The organism is Arthrobacter sp. MYb224 (genome assembly GCF_002975455.1).
In the GTDB taxonomy this organism is placed as follows: Bacteria; Actinomycetota; Actinomycetes; order Actinomycetales; family Micrococcaceae; genus Glutamicibacter.
On sequence record NZ_PCPU01000002.1, the window covers coordinates 26,411 to 47,387 of the forward strand.

Annotated in this window: 19 protein-coding genes; 6 read left to right on the top strand and 13 right to left on the bottom strand. The window is 61.2% G+C overall.

All coding sequences use genetic code 11. The annotated features are described in order from the left end of the window. Position 1: 1 nt before the first annotated feature. From CQ017_RS03415 to CQ017_RS03435, 5 genes are all read right to left on the bottom strand, one after another. Entirely contained in the window at positions 2–655 is a 654-nt protein-coding gene (locus tag CQ017_RS03415; protein WP_096288754.1) for a TetR/AcrR family transcriptional regulator, read from the bottom strand. A gap of 181 nt (positions 656–836) precedes the next feature. Continuing rightward, on the bottom strand, positions 837–2,498 hold the full coding sequence (locus CQ017_RS03420) for a glycoside hydrolase family 13 protein (RefSeq protein ID WP_105552539.1): 1,662 nt from the start codon (positions 2,496–2,498) through the stop codon (positions 837–839). Positions 2,499–2,559: 61 nt separating this feature from the next. Further along, entirely contained in the window at positions 2,560–3,435 is an 876-nt protein-coding gene (locus tag CQ017_RS03425; RefSeq protein WP_105552540.1) for a carbohydrate ABC transporter permease, read from the bottom strand. Further along, positions 3,432–4,358 (bottom strand): carbohydrate ABC transporter permease, encoded by a 927-nt coding sequence (locus tag CQ017_RS03430; RefSeq protein WP_096288758.1) that lies wholly within the window; start codon positions 4,356–4,358, stop codon positions 3,432–3,434. The genes CQ017_RS03425 and CQ017_RS03430 overlap by 4 nt, the downstream gene beginning before the upstream one ends. A 17-nt stretch (positions 4,359–4,375) precedes the next feature. Continuing rightward, on the bottom strand, positions 4,376–5,650 hold the full coding sequence (locus tag CQ017_RS03435) for an ABC transporter substrate-binding protein (protein WP_105552541.1): 1,275 nt from the start codon (positions 5,648–5,650) through the stop codon (positions 4,376–4,378). 96 nt (positions 5,651–5,746) lie between these two features. On the opposite strand from CQ017_RS03435, the gene CQ017_RS03440 reads away from it, so the two are divergent. The 3 genes from CQ017_RS03440 (at position 5,747) to CQ017_RS03450 (ending at position 9,194) form a co-directional block, all read left to right on the top strand. Beyond that, positions 5,747–6,946 (top strand): ROK family protein, encoded by a 1,200-nt coding sequence (locus tag CQ017_RS03440; protein ID WP_176484294.1) that lies wholly within the window; start codon positions 5,747–5,749, stop codon positions 6,944–6,946. A 6-nt stretch (positions 6,947–6,952) separates the two neighbouring features. Next, positions 6,953–8,170 carry an MFS transporter gene (locus tag CQ017_RS03445; protein ID WP_308729551.1) on the top strand — a complete coding sequence of 406 codons (1,218 nt, stop codon included), beginning with the start codon at positions 6,953–6,955 and terminating at the stop codon, positions 8,168–8,170. 208 nt (positions 8,171–8,378) lie between these two features. Beyond that, positions 8,379–9,194 carry a carbonic anhydrase gene (locus tag CQ017_RS03450; protein ID WP_105552543.1) on the top strand — a complete coding sequence of 272 codons (816 nt, stop codon included), beginning with the start codon at positions 8,379–8,381 and terminating at the stop codon, positions 9,192–9,194. A 168-nt stretch (positions 9,195–9,362) separates the two neighbouring features. Here CQ017_RS03450 and CQ017_RS03455 read toward each other — a convergent pair whose 3' ends face one another. The 4 genes from CQ017_RS03455 to CQ017_RS03470 form a co-directional block, all read right to left on the bottom strand. Continuing rightward, complete coding sequence (locus tag CQ017_RS03455; RefSeq protein ID WP_096287987.1) at positions 9,363–10,118, bottom strand: ABC transporter ATP-binding protein; 756 nt, start codon at positions 10,116–10,118, stop codon at positions 9,363–9,365. Next, entirely contained in the window at positions 10,115–11,164 is a 1,050-nt protein-coding gene (locus tag CQ017_RS03460) for an iron chelate uptake ABC transporter family permease subunit (RefSeq protein WP_105552544.1), read from the bottom strand. The genes CQ017_RS03455 and CQ017_RS03460 overlap by 4 nt, the downstream gene beginning before the upstream one ends. 4 nt (positions 11,165–11,168) lie before the next feature. Next, positions 11,169–12,149 (bottom strand): ABC transporter permease, encoded by a 981-nt coding sequence (locus CQ017_RS03465; protein WP_105552545.1) that lies wholly within the window; start codon positions 12,147–12,149, stop codon positions 11,169–11,171. A 91-nt stretch (positions 12,150–12,240) separates the two neighbouring features. Continuing rightward, positions 12,241–13,224: a siderophore ABC transporter substrate-binding protein gene (locus CQ017_RS03470; RefSeq protein ID WP_105552546.1), complete on the bottom strand. Its 984-nt coding sequence runs from the start codon at positions 13,222–13,224 to the stop codon at positions 12,241–12,243. Between the two features lie 330 nt (positions 13,225–13,554). Between CQ017_RS03470 and CQ017_RS03475 the strand changes: the two genes are divergently transcribed. Next, positions 13,555–14,151 carry a GNAT family N-acetyltransferase gene (locus CQ017_RS03475; protein ID WP_105552547.1) on the top strand — a complete coding sequence of 199 codons (597 nt, stop codon included), beginning with the start codon at positions 13,555–13,557 and terminating at the stop codon, positions 14,149–14,151. Positions 14,152–14,308: 157 nt separating this feature from the next. Here the strand turns inward: CQ017_RS03475 and CQ017_RS03480 are convergent, their stop codons facing one another. The 4 genes from CQ017_RS03480 to CQ017_RS03490 all read right to left on the bottom strand — a co-directional run bounded on the left by CQ017_RS03480 (position 14,309) and on the right by CQ017_RS03490 (position 18,657). Next, a complete protein-coding gene (locus tag CQ017_RS03480) occupies positions 14,309–15,052 on the bottom strand; it encodes an aspartate/glutamate racemase family protein (protein WP_105552548.1) in 744 nt (247 codons plus the stop codon). A 17-nt stretch (positions 15,053–15,069) separates the two neighbouring features. Next, positions 15,070–16,599: an NCS1 family nucleobase:cation symporter-1 gene (locus tag CQ017_RS03485; RefSeq protein ID WP_105552549.1), complete on the bottom strand. Its 1,530-nt coding sequence runs from the start codon at positions 16,597–16,599 to the stop codon at positions 15,070–15,072. Positions 16,600–16,763: 164 nt separating this feature from the next. Then, the gene (locus CQ017_RS18310; protein WP_258133479.1) at positions 16,764–16,889 is read right to left on the bottom strand and encodes a hypothetical protein; all 126 of its coding nucleotides are present in this window, start codon (positions 16,887–16,889) and stop codon (positions 16,764–16,766) included. Positions 16,890–17,205: 316 nt separating this feature from the next. Further along, positions 17,206–18,657 (bottom strand): cation:dicarboxylate symporter family transporter, encoded by a 1,452-nt coding sequence (locus CQ017_RS03490; protein ID WP_105552550.1) that lies wholly within the window; start codon positions 18,655–18,657, stop codon positions 17,206–17,208. Positions 18,658–19,011: 354 nt separating this feature from the next. On the opposite strand from CQ017_RS03490, the gene CQ017_RS03495 reads away from it, so the two are divergent. Together CQ017_RS03495 and CQ017_RS03500 are read left to right on the top strand one after the other, a co-directional pair. Further along, complete coding sequence (locus CQ017_RS03495) at positions 19,012–19,812, top strand: hydroxypyruvate isomerase family protein (RefSeq protein WP_105552551.1); 801 nt, start codon at positions 19,012–19,014, stop codon at positions 19,810–19,812. A gap of 49 nt (positions 19,813–19,861) precedes the next feature. After that, the gene (locus tag CQ017_RS03500) at positions 19,862–20,746 is read left to right on the top strand and encodes a 2-hydroxy-3-oxopropionate reductase (protein ID WP_105552552.1); all 885 of its coding nucleotides are present in this window, start codon (positions 19,862–19,864) and stop codon (positions 20,744–20,746) included. The last annotated feature ends 231 nt before the right edge of the window (positions 20,747–20,977 follow it).

Consider the following 20,977-nt stretch of genomic DNA (forward strand, 5'->3'; position numbering starts at 1 on the left):
CTTAGCTGACGGTCTGCTGGGCTTGGATGGTGGCCGGTTCGCTCGCGAGCCGGCGTGGAATGGCCAATAGGTCGCCGAGTTGCTGCGGCGCTTCGGTGACCGCAAGAATTCTGTAGGCCATGGCAACGAAGTTTTGCTGGACCTGGCTGAGGCTGAGCCTGCCGTCCGGGCGGTACCAGTGGGCCACGCCGGTGCCCATTTCCATCACCGCAAGTCGTGCCATGGTCAGGTCATCGGTGGCGAATTCGCCGGCCGCCTGGCCGGCAGCCAGCACCTTGGAGAAGAGCGATTCGTAGTGGTCCCGGAGTGCTTGCATTTGTTCCTGCGCCGGACCGGTCAGGGCGCGCATCTCGTATTCGGCGACACGCGCGGTGAGCGGATTGGTGGCGGTGAATGCCACATGGAAAGCGATCAGCCTCGCGAGCTGCCGGGTGGGTTGTTGCTCGCCGGCGATTGCTGCGCGGCCGCCGGCGATCATGGCGTTCAGGCAGTCGGAGATGATCCGCATGAGCAGGTCCTGCTTGCTGCCGACATAGTGATAGAGGGTGGCCGAGTTGATGCCGGCCGCGGTGCCCAGTTCCCTGATTCCCGTGGCGGCGAAGCCCTGCTGGGCGAAGCGTGCGACGGCCGCTCGCTGCACCTGGTCGATGTCCATGCTCTTGAATCGCTTTCGCCCAAAGACTGAGAGTCAATCAATCGATTGATTGACTCTCAGTCAAGTCGGAAATGCGAGCTGTGTCAAGGGTCACTTTAGTCAGTGCGGGGAGAAGGCTGCGGGCCGGGCCAAATGCTTGCGCATTCGGCCCGGCCCGCGGATTTGCCGGAAAGCTCCTCGTTTAGCGCTGGCGCAACCACACGGTGGTTGCCGCGGGAAGCTGGCCTGCTGCATCCAGCGGACCGCTCGCCAGCAGGACTTCACCGGCCGGCAGCTGCTGAGCCTGCGCGGTGAAGTTGGTGAAGCTCACCCAACCATTCGGCCGGGAAAAGCCGAGCGTGCCGGACTCGGTAGCCAGCCAGGAGAGCGATTCGTCGCTTTGCAGCTCGCGGCGCAGCTTCAGTGCCTCGCGGTAGAGTTCCAGCGTCGAGCCCTCGACCCCGGACTGTGCCGCTACCGCGTACCGGCCAAAATCCTTTGGCTGCGGCAGATGCGCTTCGCCGGAGCCGAACCCGAAGGAGGAACCGCTCGTTTCCCAGGGCAGCGGGACGCGGCACCCGTCACGGCCGACTTCCACTGCCTTATTCCTGAAGAATGCGGGATCCTGGCGCTGTTCATCCGGAATGCCTGTCACCTCCGGAAGTCCCAATTCCTCGCCCTGGTACAGGTAAGCGCTGCCAGGCAGCGCCAGCTCCAGCAGGGTCGCCGCGCGAGCGCGGCGCAGCCCCAGCTCCACATCCACCCGGGCCGGATCCGCACCCTGCAGCAGCCAAGTCTTCGCTGCGTCCGGATCGCCGGTTGCTTCCAGCCCATAGCGGGTGGCGTGGCGAACCACATCGTGGTTCGAGTACACCCACGTGGTCGACGATCCGGCGGCGGAAGCCTGAGCGAGGTTGAAGGAGATGATCTTCTTGAACGCCTCGGCTTCGAAGTCCGCCTGCAGCAGATCGAAGTTGAACGCTTGGCCCAACCCGGTGGCCCGGGCGTAGGCAGGGCGGCGGTCGGCATTGGTCCACGCTTCGGCGACCGCAATGCGCGGTGGCTCGTATTCGTTGAAGACCTCACGCCATTCGGCATAGACCTCATGCACCTCGTCGCGATCCCAGATCGGATGGGTGCCGTCCCATGGGTGGGCGTCGAGTTGTGCCTTATCCGGCAGCTCGGTCAACGGGATGTCCTTGGTCAGCGCGTGGGCCACATCCACGCGGAAGCCATCCACCCCGCGGTCGGACCAGAATCTCAAGGTCTTGCGGAAGTCTGCGCGGACTTCTTCATTGGACCAATTGAAGTCCGGCTGTTCCTTGGCGAAAAGATGCAGGTACCACTGGCCGTCGCCCACGGCGGTCCAACCCGGTCCGCCGAACAAGGATTCCCAATCGGCCGGCGGCAGCTCGCCATCCTGGCCCAGGCCGTCACGGAAAATATAGCGCTCGCGCTCGGCCGATCCCTTCGGTGCGGCGAGCGCCGCCTTGAACCACTCGTGGCGGTCCGAGGAATGGTTCGGCACGATATCCACGATGACCCGGATGCCTGCAGCGTGCAGCGCTGCGGCCATCCGGTCAAAATCCTCCAGCGTGCCCAGGCGGGGATCAACATCGCGGTAGTTGTCCACGTCGTAGCCGCCGTCGGCGAGGGCCGAGGGGTAGAACGGGGAGAGCCAGACGGCATCGATTCCGAGCTCCTTCAGGTAGGGGACCTTGGAGGTGATGCCGGGCAGGTCGCCCAGGCCGTCGCCGTTTGCGTCGGCGAAGCTGCGCGGGTAAATCTGATAGACGGCGGCCTGGCGCCACCAGTTGGCATCCGGCGAAAGGCCGGCGGAGTTCTGAGTATCTTGCAAGGTCATCTTGCTTCCTTCCGGAAAAGTTGTCTGCTTCTAAATGTAGATGGTTCAGGGGAGGGGCGGCTTAGGATTTCACCGCCCCTTGGGTGAGCCCGGACATGACCCAGCGTTGGGTGAACAGGTAGGCCACGATGCTTGGCGCCATCGCCATCAGGTAGGAGGCGAAGGAGACGTTGTAGTTATTTGAGAACTGGGTCTGGAAAAGCTGCTGGACTACCGGCAGGGTCTGGTCGGCCTGTTCGGCAATGATCAGCGAAGGCATCATGAAGTCATTCCATGAGGCCAGAAACGCGAAGATCGCCACGGTGGCACTCATCGGCGCCATCAGTGGGAAAATGATCCGCCAGTAGGTGGTCCAGGTGCCTGCACCATCGATGCGGGCGCTTTCCTCCAGCTCTCCGGGCAGGCCGCGCAGGAAGGCGGTGAAGAGCAGGACGTTGAAAGACAGCCCGAACATCACGTGCAGAATGGCTACGCCTACCGGGTTATCCAGCCCGAAGAGTCCGGTGAGCTTCACCTGGGAGAGCGCGAGCACCGGAAACGGGAGGAACATCGCGGCCAGCAGGTAGTAGAAACTGAGCCGGTAGAGGCGCTTATGCCAGTTGCGGTGAATCGCATAGGAAGCCATGGAAGCGAGCATCACTCCGCCGAGCACCGTGGCCAGGGTGATCAGCAGCGAGATGGTGAAGGCGCGGGGGAAATTGACCAGCTCCCAGGCCGCGGTGAAACCCTCGATGGAGAATGGGCGCGGGAGCGAGAAGGCTTTCCCGTCAACCGCTTGAGCGGCCGACTTGAACGCCATGGAAACGGTCACGAACAAGGGGGTGAGCACCGTGAGGGCGCAGGCCATCAGCGCTCCGGTGGCCCACCAATTGATGCGTTCGCGTCCAATCCGTGCGCGGGAACGCTTGTTCAGCCGTTGCTGGAGGGTAACGCTCATTTGGCCACTCCCTTACTTGTCAGGCGCAGCTGGAGCAGCGCGATCATCAGCGAAATGAGGAAAAAGACGGTGGCGTTGGCCATCTGGTAGGCGTAATCGCCGCGTTCAAATCCGGTGAAGATGGTCATGGCGATGGAGCGTGTGGCTACTCCCGGTCCGCCATTGGTCAGGCCGACGATGATGTCATAGGCACCGAGGAAGTTCTTGAAGCCAATGATCATGTTGATTCCGATGTACCCCACCATGAGCGGCAAGGTCACCGCCTTGAGCTGCCCGAAGGCGCTGGCTCCATCGAGCGAGGAAGCCTCGTAGAGGTCATAGGGAATCGCCATCAGCCCGGCTATGTAGATCAGCATGGCCGACGGGATCGCCTGCCAGGCGGTGACGATCACGATGGAGATCCAGGCGTAGTCGGGGTTGGCCAGAATTGAGGACTTCAAGAAGTCCAGTCCGATGGTTTCTCCGAAGGCCGGCAAGGTGTTGGAGAAGACGAAATTGAAAACGTAGGCGATCACGATGCCCGAAATGACCATGGGCATCACGAAGATGGCCCGTAGCGCGACCCGCGCACGGATCTGCGCGGTCAGCCCGATGGCGAGCAGAAAGGCGATGAGGTTGGTGATGATCACGGTGATGAATGCGAAACCAAGGGTGAAGCCGTAGGCGCCGATGATGGCCGGGTCGGTGAACAGGGCCAGGTAGTTGGTCAGGCCGATGATCTGGTAGTCGCCGAAGCCGACCGAGTCGGTGAAGCTGAAGAATATGCCCATCAATGCGGGAACCGTAATGGCGATGGTGAAGCAGATCAGCGCGGGGAGCAGGAATGCCAGATAGGTCCATTCGATGCGCCGGCGCCGTGGCGGGCGCGCAGGCGCGGCGGGTTGAGCTTCGGGCGTGGGTTTGATTGAGGTCGTCAGAGCCATGATTCGTCCTTAGCTGACTAGCCGCGCTGGGCTAGTCGAGCCCAGTCCGCGTCGAGGGTGGCCAACGTCTGTTCTACGCTGCTTCCGGTCACGAGGCCCTGCATGTAGTTCTCGAAGGGGATGGTGCGCGGGATGGCGGTGGAAACTCCCTGGAAGACCTTGCCGCGATCGATATAGGGCTGCATTTGCACCAGGCGTTTGTCCTTGGCCGGAGGGGAGTCCGAGCGCACTCCGAAACCGAGGGCCATCTCGTTATAGGGGTTCTGGACTTCTGGCCGGCAGAGGAATTCGAGCAGTTCGCGCGCTTCATCCTGGTGCTCGGACTGTTCCGGGATCCAGAGTGCCAGGTCGATATTGACGCGGACCTTCAGATCGTCCGGATCCTCGGTCATGGGCAGCGGGAAGGTGCCGATATTGGCGTTGGGGTTGGTCTTGGAGATTTCGGGCAGTGCCCAGGGGCCTTGGAGGTACATGGCCGCTTGGTCGTTGGCGAAGGCGAGATTGCCGTCGCCGTAGCCGCGGTTCGCCGCATCCTTATTGGAGAACTTGGCCAGTTCCTGCATCCGCAGCAGCGGGTCGGTGAAGGCCTGGGAGAAGGACAGTTCGGAGCCGGGAGCGAAATCCGCGCCGACGCTTCGCAGCGCGGCGAAGAATTTGTTGATGTCCACGGCTCCGCCCAGGGTGTAGTCCGCCAGTCCCTGGGATGCGGTCCACGCGTCCTTGAAAGTGGAGTAGATCGGGGTGACCTTCAGGTCTACGAGCTCTTCGCATAATGCCACGAATTCCGAGTAGCGCTGCGGGATGGCCAGCTTGTGCTTGGCGAAAATATCCTTGTTGTACAGGACGGCGGCACCCATCATCGAGTAGGGCAGCACCGAGGTGCGCCCCGGGTAATCCGGATAGAGTGCGAGCAGTTCGTCGACGAAGGGAGCGTTCATCTGGACCTGGGGCAGATCCGAGAGGTCCGATAGCGCGCCGCGTTCCTGGAAGCGTGCCATCTCGTAGTTGTAGTTCAAGCAGCCAAGATCCGGCGGGTCGTTGCGGGCAAAGGCCGCCGAGAGTCCGGCCGTCACTTCGTGGACCGCGGATATGGAAGATTGTGCGCCGTTGAACTCGCTGAGCAGGTCGCGGAAGTAGGGGACGACCTCCGGCTTTGACTGGTTGAATCGAATCGAGGTGCGAGTGCTGGTAGCGCCGCAGCCCGCGAGCATCAGGGTCCCTGCGGCTGCCAAAGACGAGATGAATGTTCTGCGGGACAGGGCTCTGGACAGCGTGGTAGATCCTATGTTCATGGGTATCTCCGACGGTCGAATGAAGTGGGTCACTTTATTTTCTCAGTAAATTTAGCATCTAAATAAATATCCGTCTATACTCAAATGGTGAAATCAATGACCGATTCCAGCAACCAGCATTCCGCGACGGAGCCCGGCGCCACCTCCATGCGACGCCTGAATACCCAAAAGGTCCTCAAGGCGACCTGGGATCGCGGGCTGGTGACCGCCAGCGAGCTCATCGAGCTCACCTCGCTCACCCGGGCAACCGTGCTGAACCAGGCAAAAGAGCTCGTGGCCACCGGCTGGCTGCGTGAAGCGGAGGACACCCGTGCCGCCGGAGCATACTCGAAAGGCCGTCCGGCCCTGCGTTATGAACTCGACGCCGCCAAATCGGTAGTCGCCGGAATCGATGCCGGCCAACACCGGATCTCGCTGGCGCTCGCCGACCTGCGCGGCAAGGAGATTGAACGCCGGTCCCTGAGCGTGGAGCCGGGCGCATGCGGGGAAGAGCGGCTTCGCATCACCGAGGAACTTCTTCGCGGAACCCTGGAGAAGCACGGAGTTCAAAAGCTCGGCGCCCTGGTTATCGGGGTCCCCGCTCCGGTGGATTCCGGTGGTTTTTCGCCAAAGGTGGCCGATGGCTTCTGGGCCGCGATGAACCCGGACTGGCGTGCGCAGCTGGCGGAATATACCCACCTGTTCTCGGTTGAAAACGACGCGAACCTGGCGGCGGTGGCGGAACTTGGACTCGAAGAATCCGATTCCTTCGCCGCGCTGATGGTCGGCGAACGATTCGGTGCCGGAGTGGTCATCGACGGGCACCTGTTGCGCGGAACCCACGGGCTAGCCGGAGAGATGCGCTTCCTTTCGCATGTCACCGGGGTGGGCGATGCGCTGGGGCTTGGCTACCTCGCGCGGGAACAAGCGAGGCATGCATTGGCAGGCGGGGCCGAAAGCTCGCTTCGGCGGATTCCCGCCGAACTGGTGCGCGCCGAGGATGTTTTCCAAGCGGCCGCGCAGCAAGATCCGTTGGCACTGGAAATCCTGGAATCGCTCGGGCGGCGGCTGGCAAAGGTCGTGGCCGTGATTTCCGGTTTCGCCGGGCTGCAGAAGGTCATTCTCTCGGGTGCCATGGCGGGAATCCTGCAGCCGGTGATCGATATCGCCGACCGTGAATTAGCCAGGGAACCAGAGCTCACCTGTGTGCAGTTGGCCGTTTCCGAGCTGGGCGCGGAGGTGGCATTGCAAGGGGCCATCTCGCGCGGCATCGAATTGGTCCGGGCAACCGCGCCCTTCGAAACGCAGAAGCGATAAATTTCGGTGGCCCCGACCTCCATCGATAGCGCCGACCGCCGGGCGCGCGGCGCGGTATCGGCCTTGTTTCTGACCAATGGTGCGCTGTTCGCAAATATGGCGCCGCGCCTTCCCGAGCTGAAGGACACTTTCGGGCTGGGCGAAGCGGCCTACGGTTTTCTGGTGATCGCCTGGCCGGTAGGCGCAATCATTGCCGGCCTGGCGGCCGGCTGGCTCATTCGCCGCTTTGGCTCGGCGCTCGTGGCCGTGGCCGGAACCATGCTCACCGGAGCTGCGCTGCTCGGCGCCGGCTCGGCCCCGAGCCTCGCGCTGCTCGCCGCGGGCTTCCTGCTCGGCGGCGCAATGGATGCCATCACCGATGTGGCGCAGAATTCCCACGGGCTCCTTGTGCAGCGACGCTATGGACGCTCGATCCTCAATTCTTTCCATGCACTGTGGTCGGTGGGCGCCGTCCTTGGCGGTTCCATGGCCGCCGGAGCCATGGCGTTGAACCTGTCGCTGAGCGTGCACTTGGGCATCTCGCTGCTGATATTCGCGGTCGTCGCCTTGACCGCCCTCAAATTCTGCCTTCCCATGGGAAAACCGCAAGCCGGACTCGAAGAGGTATCCGAGGACCGCCCTGCCGATCCCTCCCCGGGCACCGCGCGCACGGCGCGCAACCACACCCTGTGGATCATGGTCGCGTTGGTGCTGATTTCCACCGCGGGGGTCATGACGGAGGACGCGGGCAACTCCTGGGCCGCGCTGTATCTTGCCGATTCGCTGGGGACTTCGGCCTCTTTCGCGGCGCTTGGCTATATTTCGCTCGTCGGCGCCCAGTTTGTGGGTCGAATTCTTGGCGACGGCATGGTTGACCGCTTCGGACAGCGTTTGGTCGCCCAAATGGGTGCCGTCTGCCTCATCCTCGGTATGGGGTTGGCGCTCGCCTTCCCGTCGGTGCCGGGAAGCGTGCTGGGTTTCGCGGCTGCCGGATTTGGCGTGGCGACCCTGGTTCCGGCCGCGATGGAACACGCAGACCGGCTGCCGGGCCTTGCCCCAGGCACCGGGTTGAGCGTGGTCTCGTGGCTGATGCGTCTGGGATTCCTGATCTCGCCGCCGCTGGTTGGATTTGTTGCCGAGGGCTGGGGGCTTCGAGCCGGGCTGTTGCTCGTCCCGCTGGTGGGCGTCATCGTGCTGTTGTGCTCGCCGGTGCTGCGGGCAAAAGCACCGCGCCAGCAACGCTAATTCACGGCCCGCACACCCCTCGGACGTCATCTTGGTTCGATGCCGGCGAAATATGACACCTCATTTTTAATGAATCAATTAGGCCGCCGTAGAATACAAGTCACTATTTAGAACGTAAACCGATCTAACTCACCACATCGAGAGCATGGTCGGTGCTGGCTCGACTTATCCGGGTGGGGTTGGCCAGAGCGTGCCGAGGGGATAACACATGTCTGAATCCGCCAACTCCATTGCCGGCGCAGCGTCTTCCAAACAGGAAGATCCGGTTCAGCTGAACAGGCGCCGGTTCTTTTCGGCGGCGGGTGGAGTGCTTGCCCTGGCCGGCCTTGCAGCCTGCACATCGCCGCAGAATTCCACAACGGCTCCGAGCCCGGTAGGCGATCACGCCCCGGCCGCCGCCAAGGCACCTAGTACCCCCGGCCAAGCCCTTAAAATGCTCAAGACCGGCAACAGCAGATTCGCCGAAGGCCGGCCAAAGCACCCGAACCAAACAAGCCAGCTGCGAAGCGACCTTGCAGAGCACCAAGAACCATGGGCCTTGGTCCACGGATGCGTTGATTCTCGGGTTGCCCCCGAGCTCGTCTTCGACCAAGGGATTGGCGACCTCTTTGTCACGCGAACGGCAGGGGCGGTACTCGACGACACCCTCGTGGGGAGCATGGAGTTTGCGGTCAGCAGCCCCTATGAGGTCCCGGTCATCGTGATCCTCGGGCACACCGCCTGCGGAGCGGTGACTGGCACGGTCGAAGCCCTCGAGAAGAACGCGAAATCACCGAAGGCCCCGGGAGAAATGATCGATTTCATCAGCGAGATCGCGCCGGCGGCGCGTGAGGCGGAACCGGTGCCGGACAAGTCAGAACACATCAACAACGTGGTCCGGATGAATACCGTCGCGGTCGCCGCCGCGCTTGTTGAACGCTCGGAGATCATCCGTGCGGCGGTTAACGCCGGGCGCACCGAAGTCATTGCGGCCGTCTATGATCTGCAGACCGGGTTGGTTGACTGGAGTCCAGTCGTCGCCTAGGGGCACCAATATCGCAGCTGCAAGCGCGGCAAATGCACGTGCGGATCGGACCTCAGGAAACACGTTGGTCCACCTTTCCGATGCGGCCAGCGCAATAGTTGGCAGCAATGACCTCAAGCGGATCATCATCTCGGCTATCCGGCGTTGAACCGAATCGCCAGATCTCGTTTAGTAGTACACCGCCAGCGGGCCGTTGGGTCCGGCGATCACCTGTACCGGAGTTTCGAAAACCTCGGACAGGATTTCGTCATTCATGATCCGTTCCGGGGAACCGAACTGGACGACCTTGCCGTGCTTCATCGCGCAGATGTAGTCCGCGTAATGGCCGGCGAAGTTGATATCGTGCAGCACAATCACGATGGTGCGGTTCAGCTCTTGGGCCGCCCGCTTCAGGTGCTGCATCATCAGCACGGAGTGCTTCATGTCCAGGTTGTTCAGCGGCTCGTCCAGCAGCACCGTTTCGGTGTCCTGCGCCAGCACCATGGCAACGTAGGCGCGCTGGCGCTGGCCGCCGGAAAGCTGGTCCAGGTAGCGGCCCTCCAGCTCGGAGAGGTCCAAGAAATCGATGGACCGCGAGATGATCTCTTCATCCGCCGGCGTCAGCCGCCCCTTGGAGTGCGGGAAGCGTCCGAAACCGACCAGCTGGCGCACGGTCAACCGGGTGACGAAATGGTTCTCCTGGCGCAGGATCGACACGATCTTCGCCAGATCCTTGGAAGCGGTGGAGGCCACGTCGTAGCCGGCGACCTCGATGCTGCCCGAATCGATGCCCAGCAGGCGTCCGACCATGGTGAGCATGGTGGACTTTCCGGCCCCGTTGGGGCCCACCAGGGCGGTGATGCCGCCGGTTGGGATCTCGAGCGTGACCGGTCCGATGGCCACCTCGGAGCTGTACTTCTTATGCACTTCTTTGAGGGTAATCACAGCCGGCCCTTTCGCAGGATGAAGATCAAGAATGTCACGCCGCCCACGGCCTCGATGATGATGCCCACCACGCCCTGGGCGTAGAAGATATTTTTCATCACGAAGTACGCCCCGGCGAGCACCACGAAGCCGGTCAGGAAAGCGATAGGGAAAATGAAGCGGTGGTCGTAGGTGTCCGCCAGCTGGTAGGCCAGGGTTGCCACGAGGAAGCCGAGGAAGGTCATCGGGCCGACCAGCGCGGTGGATACGGCCATCAGGATCGAGACGAAGAATAGCGTGCGCATCACCTCCGAGCGGTGATTGATGCCAAGGTTCATGGTGGTATCGCGGCCGAGGGACACGATATTCATTTTCCGGGAATTTGAGATCAGGAAGAACCCGGCAATGAGGATCAGCGGGATGGCCACCGGCAAGTAGCTCATATCCGCATTGTTCATCGAGCCGAACAGCTTCGCGGTCAGGATGTCGAACTCGCTGGGGGAGAGCATGCGCTGCATGAAGGTGGAGATCGATCCGAGGCCAGCGCCCAGGATGATGCCGATCAGCAGCATGATCTGGATATTGCCCAGCTTGCCGGACAGCAGCCAGCCATAGAGCAGGCAGGCGAGGACCACCATGATCGCTACCTGCAAGCTGAACTGCCACAGCCCCTGCAGGGCGACCACGCCGGCGGCTCCCATGAAGAACACCGAGGCGGTCTGCACCGCCACGTAGAGGGACTCGAAGCCCATAATCGATGGGGTGATGATGCGGTTGTTCGTGACCGTCTGGAATGACACCGTCGCCACTGCCTGGCAGAAGGCGACGATGGCCATGGTCAGGATATTGCTGGCGCGCATCTTCGCGATCAGCCAGAACCCGTCGGAGCCCACCGGCATCGGGTTGTCCCAGGCGAGCAGCCCGAAGCTGAAGCTCAGCGCCAGGGCCAACATGATGGAGAAGATGATCCAGTAGCGACTGCGGATCTTCTTCGTTGGCAGTGCGCCGGAGGCACGGCCAAAGACCGGCGGCGAGGGCAGCTTGGGAGTGGTGCGCGGGGGAGTCATGAGCTTAGCCAAGTTTGCGCTGCCTTAGAAGCAGGGAAATGAAGACTACCGCGCCGAGCACGCCGAGGATCAGGGAAACCGGAATCTCGAAGGGCATGATGATGGTGCGGCCAATGAGGTCGCAGACGGTGGTGATGGCAATGCCCAGCAGGCACACCCACGGCAGGTTGCTGCGCAGGTCATCTCCGCGGAACATGGACACGATATTCGGCACGATCAGCCCCAGGAAGGGAAGGTTGCCGATGACCACGGTGACTACACCGGTGGCAATCGCGATCAGGCCGGTGCCCAGAAGCATCACCTGGCGGTAGTTCAGCCCAACGTTCGTGGCGATCTCTTCGCCGAGCCCGGCCACGGTGAATCGGTCGGCGACGATGAAGATCGCGATGGCCACCAACGCCACGATCCACAGCACCTCGTACTGCCCGCGGATCACGGAGGTGAAGGAACCGGCAAACCAGATGCCCAGGGATTGGAGCATGTCGGTCTGCAGGGCAATGAAGGAGGAGAAGGCACCCACCACGGCGCCGAGCATGATCCCCACGATGGGCACAGTCAACGAGGCCTTCAGCGAAACTCGCTGCAGGAACAGGAAGAAGACCATGGTGCCGATGAAGGCGAAGACGATCGCCACGGTCATCTTGGCCAGCAGCGAGGCTTCGGGGTTGATGATCAGCACCGTCAGCAGTCCCAGCCCGGCCCATTCGGTGGTGCCGGTGGTGGTCGGCTCCACGAAACGGTTCTGCGTGAGCAGCTGCATGACCAGCCCGCTCATGGCCATTGCGGCTCCGGCGAGGACCAGGGCGATGGTGCGCGGGATGCGGGTCACGGCGAACATCGCGGACCCGTCCTCGGCGCCGAAGATGTCATAGACACCGGTGAACAGGGAGAAGCCCAAGAGGACGAGAACGCCGAGGATGCCAAGCAGCAGCTTGGGTTCAAGGAGCCTGCCCTTGGGCTTGACCGCGGGGGTCGTAGTAGTCATGGTGCCGCCGTGTATTCGATATGTGGTGGATACGACTACGTGGCGGGGCCGGTTATCGGCTCCGCCACGTAGTCGCTATTCAGCGTTCTGGTTACTTGGCTTCCAGCGCTTCTGCAAAATCATTGAAGAACTCGGTGTAGGTCTGGATGCCTTCGTTGGTGTAGGTATCTGCGGGCATGACCACGACGTTTCCTTCCTTGGCAGCGGTGACGTTAGCCAGTGCTTCGGACTTCTTCAGCAGGTCGGCCGCCGGGGTGTAGCCGGCTTCATCGCTGGCAACTGCGCCGTCGCGGTCAAGGACGAGAATCCAATCGGGGTTCGACTTGGCGATTGCCTCTACCGAGATATCGTCGCCCTCGTGATCGGTGGAGGCGTCCTCGACGACCAGTGCCGGGGTGAGGCCCAGAATGTCGAAGGCCGGGCCGACGCTGCGTCCGCTACCCGGAGCGGAGTAGTTGATCTCGCCGCCGGAGGTGATCAGGCCCATGACGGTCGCGTCCTTGTTGTACGCGGCCTTGGCGCGTGCAACGGCCTTGTCGAAGTCATCGGTCAGCGCCTTGGCTTCTGCCTGCTTGCCGAAGATTTCACCCAGCACGGTGGTCTGGCGCTTGAGCTCCGCGTCGAAGGCCTCGCCTTCGCGCGGGTCGAGGTTCACAATGGTGGCTTCGGGAGCCAGCTTCGAAAGCTTTTCTGCGTGCTGGGTGAATCGCTGGCCGTTGATGATCAGGTCCGGGGCCACTTCGACAATTGCTTCGAGGTTCGGCTCGCGGTGGCTGCCGAGGTCGATGACCTTTTCGTCCTTGGCGTAGTCGATGGTGTCCGGCATCAGCGCCACGGCGCCGGCGGTGAGCTCGATGCCCCAGGCCTCAAGAGTTTCGAAGGTGCGGTTGTCGGTTGCGACCACTGACTTCGCCGGAGTGTTGATGGTGTGTTCGCCATTGTTATCGGTGAAAGTCACCGTGGATGTAGCCGCTGGTGCGGACTCTGCCGGGGCTTCGGCGTTGGAGCCGCAAGCTGTCAGGGAGAGTGCTGCAACGCCCAGCAAAGCTGCGGCGCGAAGTTTCATGGAAGCCATGTCATCCTTCGGAACAGGCGACCGACATTGGCCGCGCAAATGAGTGATCTGATAATTAGCCTAGCCTAAGCTGACCTAAATCGAATAAGCCAGACCGTTGTTACTTAGCTCACTCAACTCCGGCAAGTTCGTCGAAAAAAAGGATTTCATGAGGGATTTTCCGCGTTTAGTTAGGTGAGGCAAGCTATTTGCGCAAGGAATATAGTGCAGCGAAGCGTTGCTAAATTATTCATTTTTAGGCGATGCCGGTCGTCTCTGGATGTTCATTTACCGTCATGAACTGCGCGCTCCACGGCAAAAAGGCGCGAAGCACCGCACTAGGATACGAAGATGAGTGACTCTCTCGACCGAATTAACTGGCCCGTGGCTACTCGGCGGCTCTCGCTGCGACGACTCGAAGTTGCCGATGCCCAAGCGACGTGGGACTACCGGAAACTACCCGAGGTGCAACGCTGGATCACCTCGCGCGCGGATGATTTCCCGCAGTATCTGGAGCAATTCATGAAGGGCAAGCGGTATTCCCGTGATGTCGCGGTTCAGCTGCTGGATGCGCAAGGGCAGCCGCAGTTGATCGGGACGGTCATGGTGAAGGTGAAAGATGGTTGGGGCCAGAGCGAGATTGAAGACGCGGCTCGCGGGGTCGAAGCCGAAATCGGCTGGAGCTTCAACCCCGAATACGGTGGTCTCGGCTATGCCACCGAAGCGGTCCGTGGGGTTATCGACCTGTGCTTCGGGCCGTTGGGACTACGACGGGTTGTTGCCGAATGCTTCGCCGCGAACGAGCCATCGTGGAGGCTTATGGAACGAATCGGCATGAGGCGTGAGGGGTACAGCAAACGCGATGCGCTGCACCGCGGCGGTCAATGGCTGGACGGCATGAGCTACGCGCTCCTAGCCGAGGAGTGGCCAATCCGGTCCGAAGCCTGAAAGACCCTGAACATGAGTGAACCCTCCAACGCTTGCCGCGTTGGAGGGTTCTTGTCATCACTCGCACCTTCAAGAGGTACTTACGACTCTAGGCGGGCACTCTGGGAATAGACTGAGTTGCGCCTTGGGCTTTACCGTGCAAATTGGGCGCCCGGCCTCAGACGGGCAAACCACTTTTTACTCGGCTGATCGGCCATCCGGTAATGCTCTTCGGGCGCGGGGTTGCATAGGTGCGCACCTTTGAAGTGCTCAAGCACATGCGCACCAAAGACTCGGCAATGGTCACCGCGGCACGCACCCCATCAACAATTGGCACGCCGGTGGCCTCGCTGACCTTCGCCTCCAATTCGGCCATGCCGCCGCAACCTAGGCAGATCACTTCCGCCTTATCGACCTGCACCGCCTGTCTTGATTGCTCCACGATGGCCGCGACGGCTCGTTCGGGATCGGATTCCAGCTCCAGGACTCCCAGGCCGCTGGCACGCACCGAGGCCAGCCGGTCGGTGAGTCCTGCGAGTTTCAGGCGGTCCTCAATCAGCGGAACGGTCCGGTCCAAGGTGGTCACGACCGAATACTTGTGCCCTAAGAATTGTGCGGTGGAGGCGGCGGCCTCGGTGATGTCAACGACCGGGACTTCCAGCAGTTCCTGCAGTCCTTCCCGTCCGTGCTCTCCGTAGCCGGCCTGGATGACCGCGTCGAAGTCTCCGGGGTAGTTGACGACCTTGTCCATCACGGCGATGGCGGCGAGGTAGCTTTCGAAGTTCCCCTCGCAGGAGTCCGCGCCGAAATCGGGAGTCAGCTCGATGATTTCGGTGCCCGGCGAGGCGACTTTGCGAGCCGATTCGCCGATTGCGTGAGTCATCGAGGCGGTCGTGTTCACATTAACAATGAGAATGCGCATGATCAGTTCCTTAGAAATCAGTGCTTTGGGGTTACCGCGATGGCTTCGCCGTCAATATCCGTCAGGTCGAGGCGGCGCTTGGCGAGTATCAGGTAGGCAACTGCGCCGGCTCCGGAACCGAGGAACCACGCGAACGGTCCGACAACGTGCAGTGCGGGCAGGAATGCCAGGAGCAAGGCGACGACCGAGCTGACCGCCAGGGCAGCCACTGCGCGGTAATTGACGCCGCGAGTGAAGTAGTAGGTGCCTTCCGGATTGGTGCGGTAAAGGTCCAAGACATTGATTCGGGCCCGGCGCACGAGCCAGTAGTCGGCCATGATGATGCCGAATAGCGGGCCGAGCAGCGCACCTAGCCCACCGAGGAAGTAGTTGATGATCTCCGGGGAGTTGTACAAGTTCCAAGGCAGAATCACCAAGCCGATGAAGCCGGAAATCAAGGCGGCGGCGCGGAAGTTCAACCGCTTGGGGAAGAGGTTGGTCAGCGCGTAGGTCGGGGCCACGAAGTTTGCCATCAGGTTCACCGCGATGGTCAGGATCAGCAGCGCACCGGAGGCCAGGACGAGCAGCAGCGTGTTGGGGATGGCCTCGACGACATCTGAAGGCGAGGTGATGACCGCGCCGTTGATGGAGAATTGGGTTCCGGTGAGAACCACCACGATGGCCCCGAAGAACAGCATGTTCAGTGGAATGCCGAAGAAGTTTCCGCGCACGATGGCGTTCTTCGAGGTGGCGCCGCGGGTGAAGTCGCAGAAGTTCAAAACGAAAGTTCCGTAAATCGAAACCCACAAGGCGGCGGCTCCGAAGATGCCGACCCACATGTCCAGACCTGACCTTGATTCGCCGGTGCTCATGGAGACGTTGAATCCCGATTCAAAGAGCATCCAGATGGCCAGCGCCAAGAAGGTGACGAGAATGACCGGGCCGGCAAAGGCCTCGTACTTGCGAATCATTTCCATTCCGTAGCTGACAATCACCAGCTGGATGGCCCAGAGGGCTACGAAGCAGATCCAGCCAAGGGTGTCGAGTCCCAGGAAGCTCGTCTGCTGCAAGCCGGCTGCGCTGGGCGCCAATGCGATGACCATGACGCTCAGCACCTGGGAGGCCAAGAACGTTTGAATCCCGAACCAGGCGATGGCCACGGCGCCACGCAACAGCGCCGGGATCTGCGCACCGTTGACGCCGAAGGCGATGCGGCTCATGACGGGGAAGGGCACGCCGGTCTTCTCGCCCATGAACCCCGAGAGGGTCAGCAGGGCGAAGAGCAGGATTGCCCCGATGCCTAGGGCGCCGAGAATTTGCCAACCGCTCATCCCCAGGGCGAACAGGCCGATGGCGAAAGCGTAGTTGCCCAGCGAGTGCACGTCGTTGGCCCAGAGGGTGAAGATGCTGTACGAGTTCCAGGTGCGTCCGGCACGGGTAGTCGGCGCGAGGTCCTCGTTGTACAGTGTGGCGCTGAGCTCATGCGGGTTGGAACGGTCAATGCGTTCGTTGTGCGATTGGGTAATGATCGTCGGCGCGGAGGTGGTCTCCGGAGTTTTTTGCCCCATGGTGAGGTCCTATTCTCAGGTGCGTGCTGAGGATCGAAGTCTGTTCTCGACAGTGAGAAGCTTTAGGGACAACGAATTATCGACAGCGCGCATGTATGAATCATGCTGGTCTATGCGTATGGAAGAAGCTGCGTGTATGTCCGCTGAGGGGACGAGATGACGCGTTACGGATAGATCGGCTGGCCGAAGTTCAGATAGAACTCGGTTGGTGTGCCCACCACGGGCTGGGCTTCGTGCTGCAGTCGCCAGGCTGGCTTTACTGCGCGAGTCCCTATGAGTTGTGTGCTCATGGCTGCTCCTGAGTTAGAGAAATTCACTCCGAGATGTGTGCCACATCGATTGTCCACCAACTGTATGCCGTGGATCACATTACCGCAATAGAAAATCTAGATTTCACGTTGTGGAAGTTATGGCCTTGCGCGCTGACTAGTGCCTAGGGTCGAAAGAAATTTCCGGGCGACATTCTGAGAGCCGCACCGGTGCCCGCGGAACCAGCTTGCCTGCCCGGGCGGAAGACGGCTGCAGCGTTTGGTCAACAATTCCGCCGACCTGGTTCCGGCCCGGTGCGTACACGCGCCGGGCCGGATCTTGGGGACGGGGGTGCAGCTACTGGCGCTTATGCAGGGTGATCTCGGGAATGTCATCTGCGGTCGGACCGCCGCCGAACTTCGGCGAGGGCTTTTCGCCAGAGGCCAAGCGGGCAAGTTCGGCCGCTTCGTATTCCTCTTCCTTGCCCAGCATGCGGGCCGTGTCCTCATTGGTGATTTCTCCCGCGAAGGCTCTCTTCATATTTTCACGGTCGAACTGGCCCTCCCACTTGGCGACCACGAACGTCGCCACGCAATTGCCCAGCAGGTTGACTACCACGCGCATGGAATCCATGATGCGATCGGCGCCCAGCAACAGGGCCACCCCAGCCACCGGGAAGATGCCTAATGCCGCGGCGGTGGCTGACAGCGCCAGGAACGAGGAACCCGGGACGCCGGCCATGCCCTTGGAAGTCAGCAGCAGGACGCCCAGTGCGGCCAGCTGCTGCCCGAAGCTCAAGTCATGCCCGAAAGCCTGGGCCAGGAAGAGCAGGGAGATGGAAAGATAAATAGCTGCGCCGTCCAGATTGAACGAGTAGCCGGTGGGTACCACCAGCCCGGTGGTGGCGCGCGAGCAGCCGGCATTGGTCAGCTTGGTCATAATGCGCGGCATTACCGATTCGGTGGATGCCGTGCCCAGCGCCAGGAGAAATTCTTCGCGGGTGTAGCGAATGAACTGCCATAGCGGTACTCGGGCGAAGGTCCAGGCGATGATGAACAGCACGCCGATGAACAGCAGTGCTGCAACATAGCAGGCGATGATCAATTTGGCGTAGGTGCCCAAGGTCGCGATGCCGTACTGGCCGATGATGAAGCCCATGGCGCCGAAGGCGCCAAGTGGGGCGACCTTCATAACCCAGCTCATGACCTTGAAGATCAATTCGAGGATGTTCTCGAAAACCGCCAGGAGCGGCATGCATCGTTCTTTGCCGACAACGACGATCGCCGCTCCAAAGAATACCGAGAAGAAGAGGACCTGCAGCAGATTGTTCTCGGCGAAGGCGCCGATTACGCTGACCGGGATGATGCCGAGAATAAAGTCGGCAGCACCCTTGGCTTCGCCTGTTTTCTCCTGAAGTGATGAGTCGTCCAACGTGGACGGGTCGATATTCAATCCTGCCCCGGGCTGGAAGACGTTGGCGATGATCAATCCGAAGACCAGGGCGAACAGCGTTGCGCTGGTGAAATACACCAGCGCCTTGACTCCCACGCGGCCCACCGCCTGCACGTCGCCAACGGCGGCGATGCCGGTGACGATGACCAAGAAGATGAGTGGCGCGATGATCATCTTGATCAGCATGATGAAGCCATCACCCAGTGGCCTGAGCTCCGAGCCGACCGCGGGCCAGAAGTGGCCGATGAGGACTCCGGCGAGGACCGCGACTCCGAGTTGGACGAACAATGATTTGTAGAGGCGCTTCTTGGGTTTTTGCTTTGCCTTGGCAAAGTCTTTGGATGATGATTTTTTCACGACTGCTCCAGAGGTTAATTACTCGCGAGATATATGCCATGTCGAAGGACTGACCCAACTGTAATGTGCGTCACAGGATTTCCGCAAGGAAAAATAGAAATTCCGATATGCGAAATGATTTATTTCCATAATGCGAAATAGGTGTCCTGCCTACCCGCTTTCGAGCCCTTCCCTCCGGTGGCCCTCGTGCATTTCGCAAGGGCTGGCTTCCGTAGTACGCACCTGTTTGCGATGCGCGAAACGAAGGGCCCTAGAGGGTTGACAGTGATCTGTGTCTCGACTTAGAGTTTTCATAAAGCAAAACAAACATTCCATGAAGTGGAATATTTGAAATAGGTTTTGAAGGGAAATCCAGTGTCTTACACTCTGAACTGCTCGATTCTGCTCACCGAACTACCCATCAACCAGCGTGCCGAAGCAGCCAAGCAGGCGGGATTCGACAGCGTCGAATTCTGGTGGCCATTTGCCACCGCCGTGCCAAGCGACAAGCAGGTAGATGAGTTCGTTAGCTCGATCAAGAACGCGGGCGTGCAGCTGGACGGATTGAACTTCTTCGCCGGTGACATGCCTGCGGGGGACCGCGGACTAGTTTCCTGGGTCGGGCGCAGTGCAGAGTTCCGTGAGAACGTGGACGTGGTCGCCGCGATCGGCGAGGCCACCGGATGCAAATCCTTCAACGCCCTCTATGGAAATCGTCTTGCGGAATCCACTGCGCAGGCTCAAGACGCGCTGGCCCTTGAAAACCTGTTGGTTGCCGCCGGGGGCATCGAACGCATCGAAGGCACCGTGCTGATCGAACCGGTCTCCGGCACCGAGGCCTACCCGCTGAAGACCGCCGCCGAGGCACTGGACGTGGTCACTAAGGTCAAGGAAGCGGGCAAGAACAATATTGCCCTGCTGGCCGACTTCTACCACCTAGCGGTCAACGGCGATGATGTCCCGCAGGTTATCGAAAGCCACGCGAAAGAATTCGGCCACATCCAGATCGCCGACGCGCCGGGCCGTGGGGCGCCAGGAACTGGTGATCTGCCCTTGCTTGCCTGGATTGAACGCTCCCGTCAGCTTGGATACACCGGCAAGGTAGCCCTGGAATACAAGCAGGACGCGCAGACCGCCTTTCAATGGCTTGCCACCGCCGGCGCCAACGCCTCCTAAACTTCCACTCGCCCCTCGTGCGGGCCGCCAAAACACTTTGGAGAATCACATGTCACAGAATGTAGCTTTTATCGGTTTGGGAATCATGGGACTGCCCATGGCCAAGAACCTCGTCACCGCAGGCTTCAACGTCACCGGTTTCAACCGCAGTGAAAAAGCCACCACCGAGCTTGCGGCAGCCGGTGGCCACGCGGCAGAGTCGATCGCCGAAGCGGTCAAGGGCGCCGACGTCATCATCACCATGGTTCCGGACTCTCCCGATGTCGAAGCGGTCACCACCGGCGCAGAGGGCCTGTTCGCGCACGCAAAATCCGGGGCCATCTGGATCGATAATTCCTCTATCCGTCCCGACGTTGCGGTGAACCTTTCGAATGCGGCGCGTGAGGCCGGATTGCGTCCACTGGACGCGCCGGTATCCGGTGGCGAGCAGGGCGCCATCGACGCGGTGCTCTCCATTATGGTCGGCGGCGAACCGGCGGACTTCGCAGATTCCAAGCCGGTCCTCGAAGCGGTGGGCAAGACCATCGTCCTGGTCGGTCCCTCCGGATCCGGGCAAACCGTCAAGGCCGCAAACCAGCTGATCGTCGCGGCAAATATCCAGGCGCTGAGCGAAGCGGTGGTCTTCCTCGAAGCCTATGGCGTAGACACCGATTCGGCACTGAAAGTGCTCGGCGGGGGACTCGCCGGCTCCAAGGTGCTTGACCAGAAGGGCCAGAAGATCCTGGACCGTGAATTCGGACCGGGCTTCCGCCTGGCCCTGCACCACAAGGACATGGGCATCGTCACCTCGGCCGCCCGCGAAGCCGGCGTGGTGCTTCCGATGGGTTCGCTCGTCGCCCAGCTGGTGGGTTCCACCGTCGCCAGCGGCGACGGCTCGCTGGATCACTCGGGTCTCTTCCGCGGAGTGCAGCGCCTTTCGGGTCAAAGCGAGTAAGTTTCTCTCCTGCTCTTCCCCTCAAACTTCCTGTGGCGGGTCCTGCGCCTGCCTTCGGTAGCCGGCCCATCGGCTGGCGAACAACTGTATTCGCCAGCCGATGGAGTCCTTCGTTCCAGTTCGAGTCCGGCTTCCGGTGCTCGGGGTGGGCGTGAGGTCGATTCACTTCGTCGGCCCGCCACAGGTCATCCCCTCATAATCTTGTTTCTTCTTTCACCGCTCCATTCGGGG

Excerpts from the sequence above, each read along its gene's own strand:
- CQ017_RS18310 (WP_258133479.1), bottom strand. The coding sequence starts at position 16,889 with ATGAGCACACAACTCATAGGGACTCGCGCAGTAAAGCCAGCCTGGCGA.
- CQ017_RS03485 (WP_105552549.1), bottom strand. The coding sequence starts at position 16,599 with ATGGGGCAAAAAACTCCGGAGACCACCTCCGCGCCGACGATCATTACC.
- CQ017_RS03420 (WP_105552539.1), bottom strand. The coding sequence starts at position 2,498 with ATGACCTTGCAAGATACTCAGAACTCCGCCGGCCTTTCGCCGGATGCC.
- CQ017_RS03415 (WP_096288754.1), bottom strand. The coding sequence starts at position 655 with ATGGACATCGACCAGGTGCAGCGAGCGGCCGTCGCACGCTTCGCCCAG.
- CQ017_RS03475 (WP_105552547.1), top strand. The coding sequence starts at position 13,555 with ATGAGTGACTCTCTCGACCGAATTAACTGGCCCGTGGCTACTCGGCGG.
- CQ017_RS03460 (WP_105552544.1), bottom strand. The coding sequence starts at position 11,164 with ATGACTCCCCCGCGCACCACTCCCAAGCTGCCCTCGCCGCCGGTCTTT.
- CQ017_RS03430 (WP_096288758.1), bottom strand. The coding sequence starts at position 4,358 with ATGGCTCTGACGACCTCAATCAAACCCACGCCCGAAGCTCAACCCGCC.
- CQ017_RS03425 (WP_105552540.1), bottom strand. The coding sequence starts at position 3,435 with ATGAGCGTTACCCTCCAGCAACGGCTGAACAAGCGTTCCCGCGCACGG.
- CQ017_RS03470 (WP_105552546.1), bottom strand. The coding sequence starts at position 13,224 with ATGGCTTCCATGAAACTTCGCGCCGCAGCTTTGCTGGGCGTTGCAGCA.
- CQ017_RS03480 (WP_105552548.1), bottom strand. The coding sequence starts at position 15,052 with ATGCGCATTCTCATTGTTAATGTGAACACGACCGCCTCGATGACTCAC.
- CQ017_RS03500 (WP_105552552.1), top strand. The coding sequence starts at position 19,862 with ATGTCACAGAATGTAGCTTTTATCGGTTTGGGAATCATGGGACTGCCC.
- CQ017_RS03450 (WP_105552543.1), top strand. The coding sequence starts at position 8,379 with ATGTCTGAATCCGCCAACTCCATTGCCGGCGCAGCGTCTTCCAAACAG.
- CQ017_RS03440 (WP_176484294.1), top strand. The coding sequence starts at position 5,747 with ATGACCGATTCCAGCAACCAGCATTCCGCGACGGAGCCCGGCGCCACC.
- CQ017_RS03435 (WP_105552541.1), bottom strand. The coding sequence starts at position 5,650 with ATGAACATAGGATCTACCACGCTGTCCAGAGCCCTGTCCCGCAGAACA.
- CQ017_RS03465 (WP_105552545.1), bottom strand. The coding sequence starts at position 12,149 with ATGACTACTACGACCCCCGCGGTCAAGCCCAAGGGCAGGCTCCTTGAA.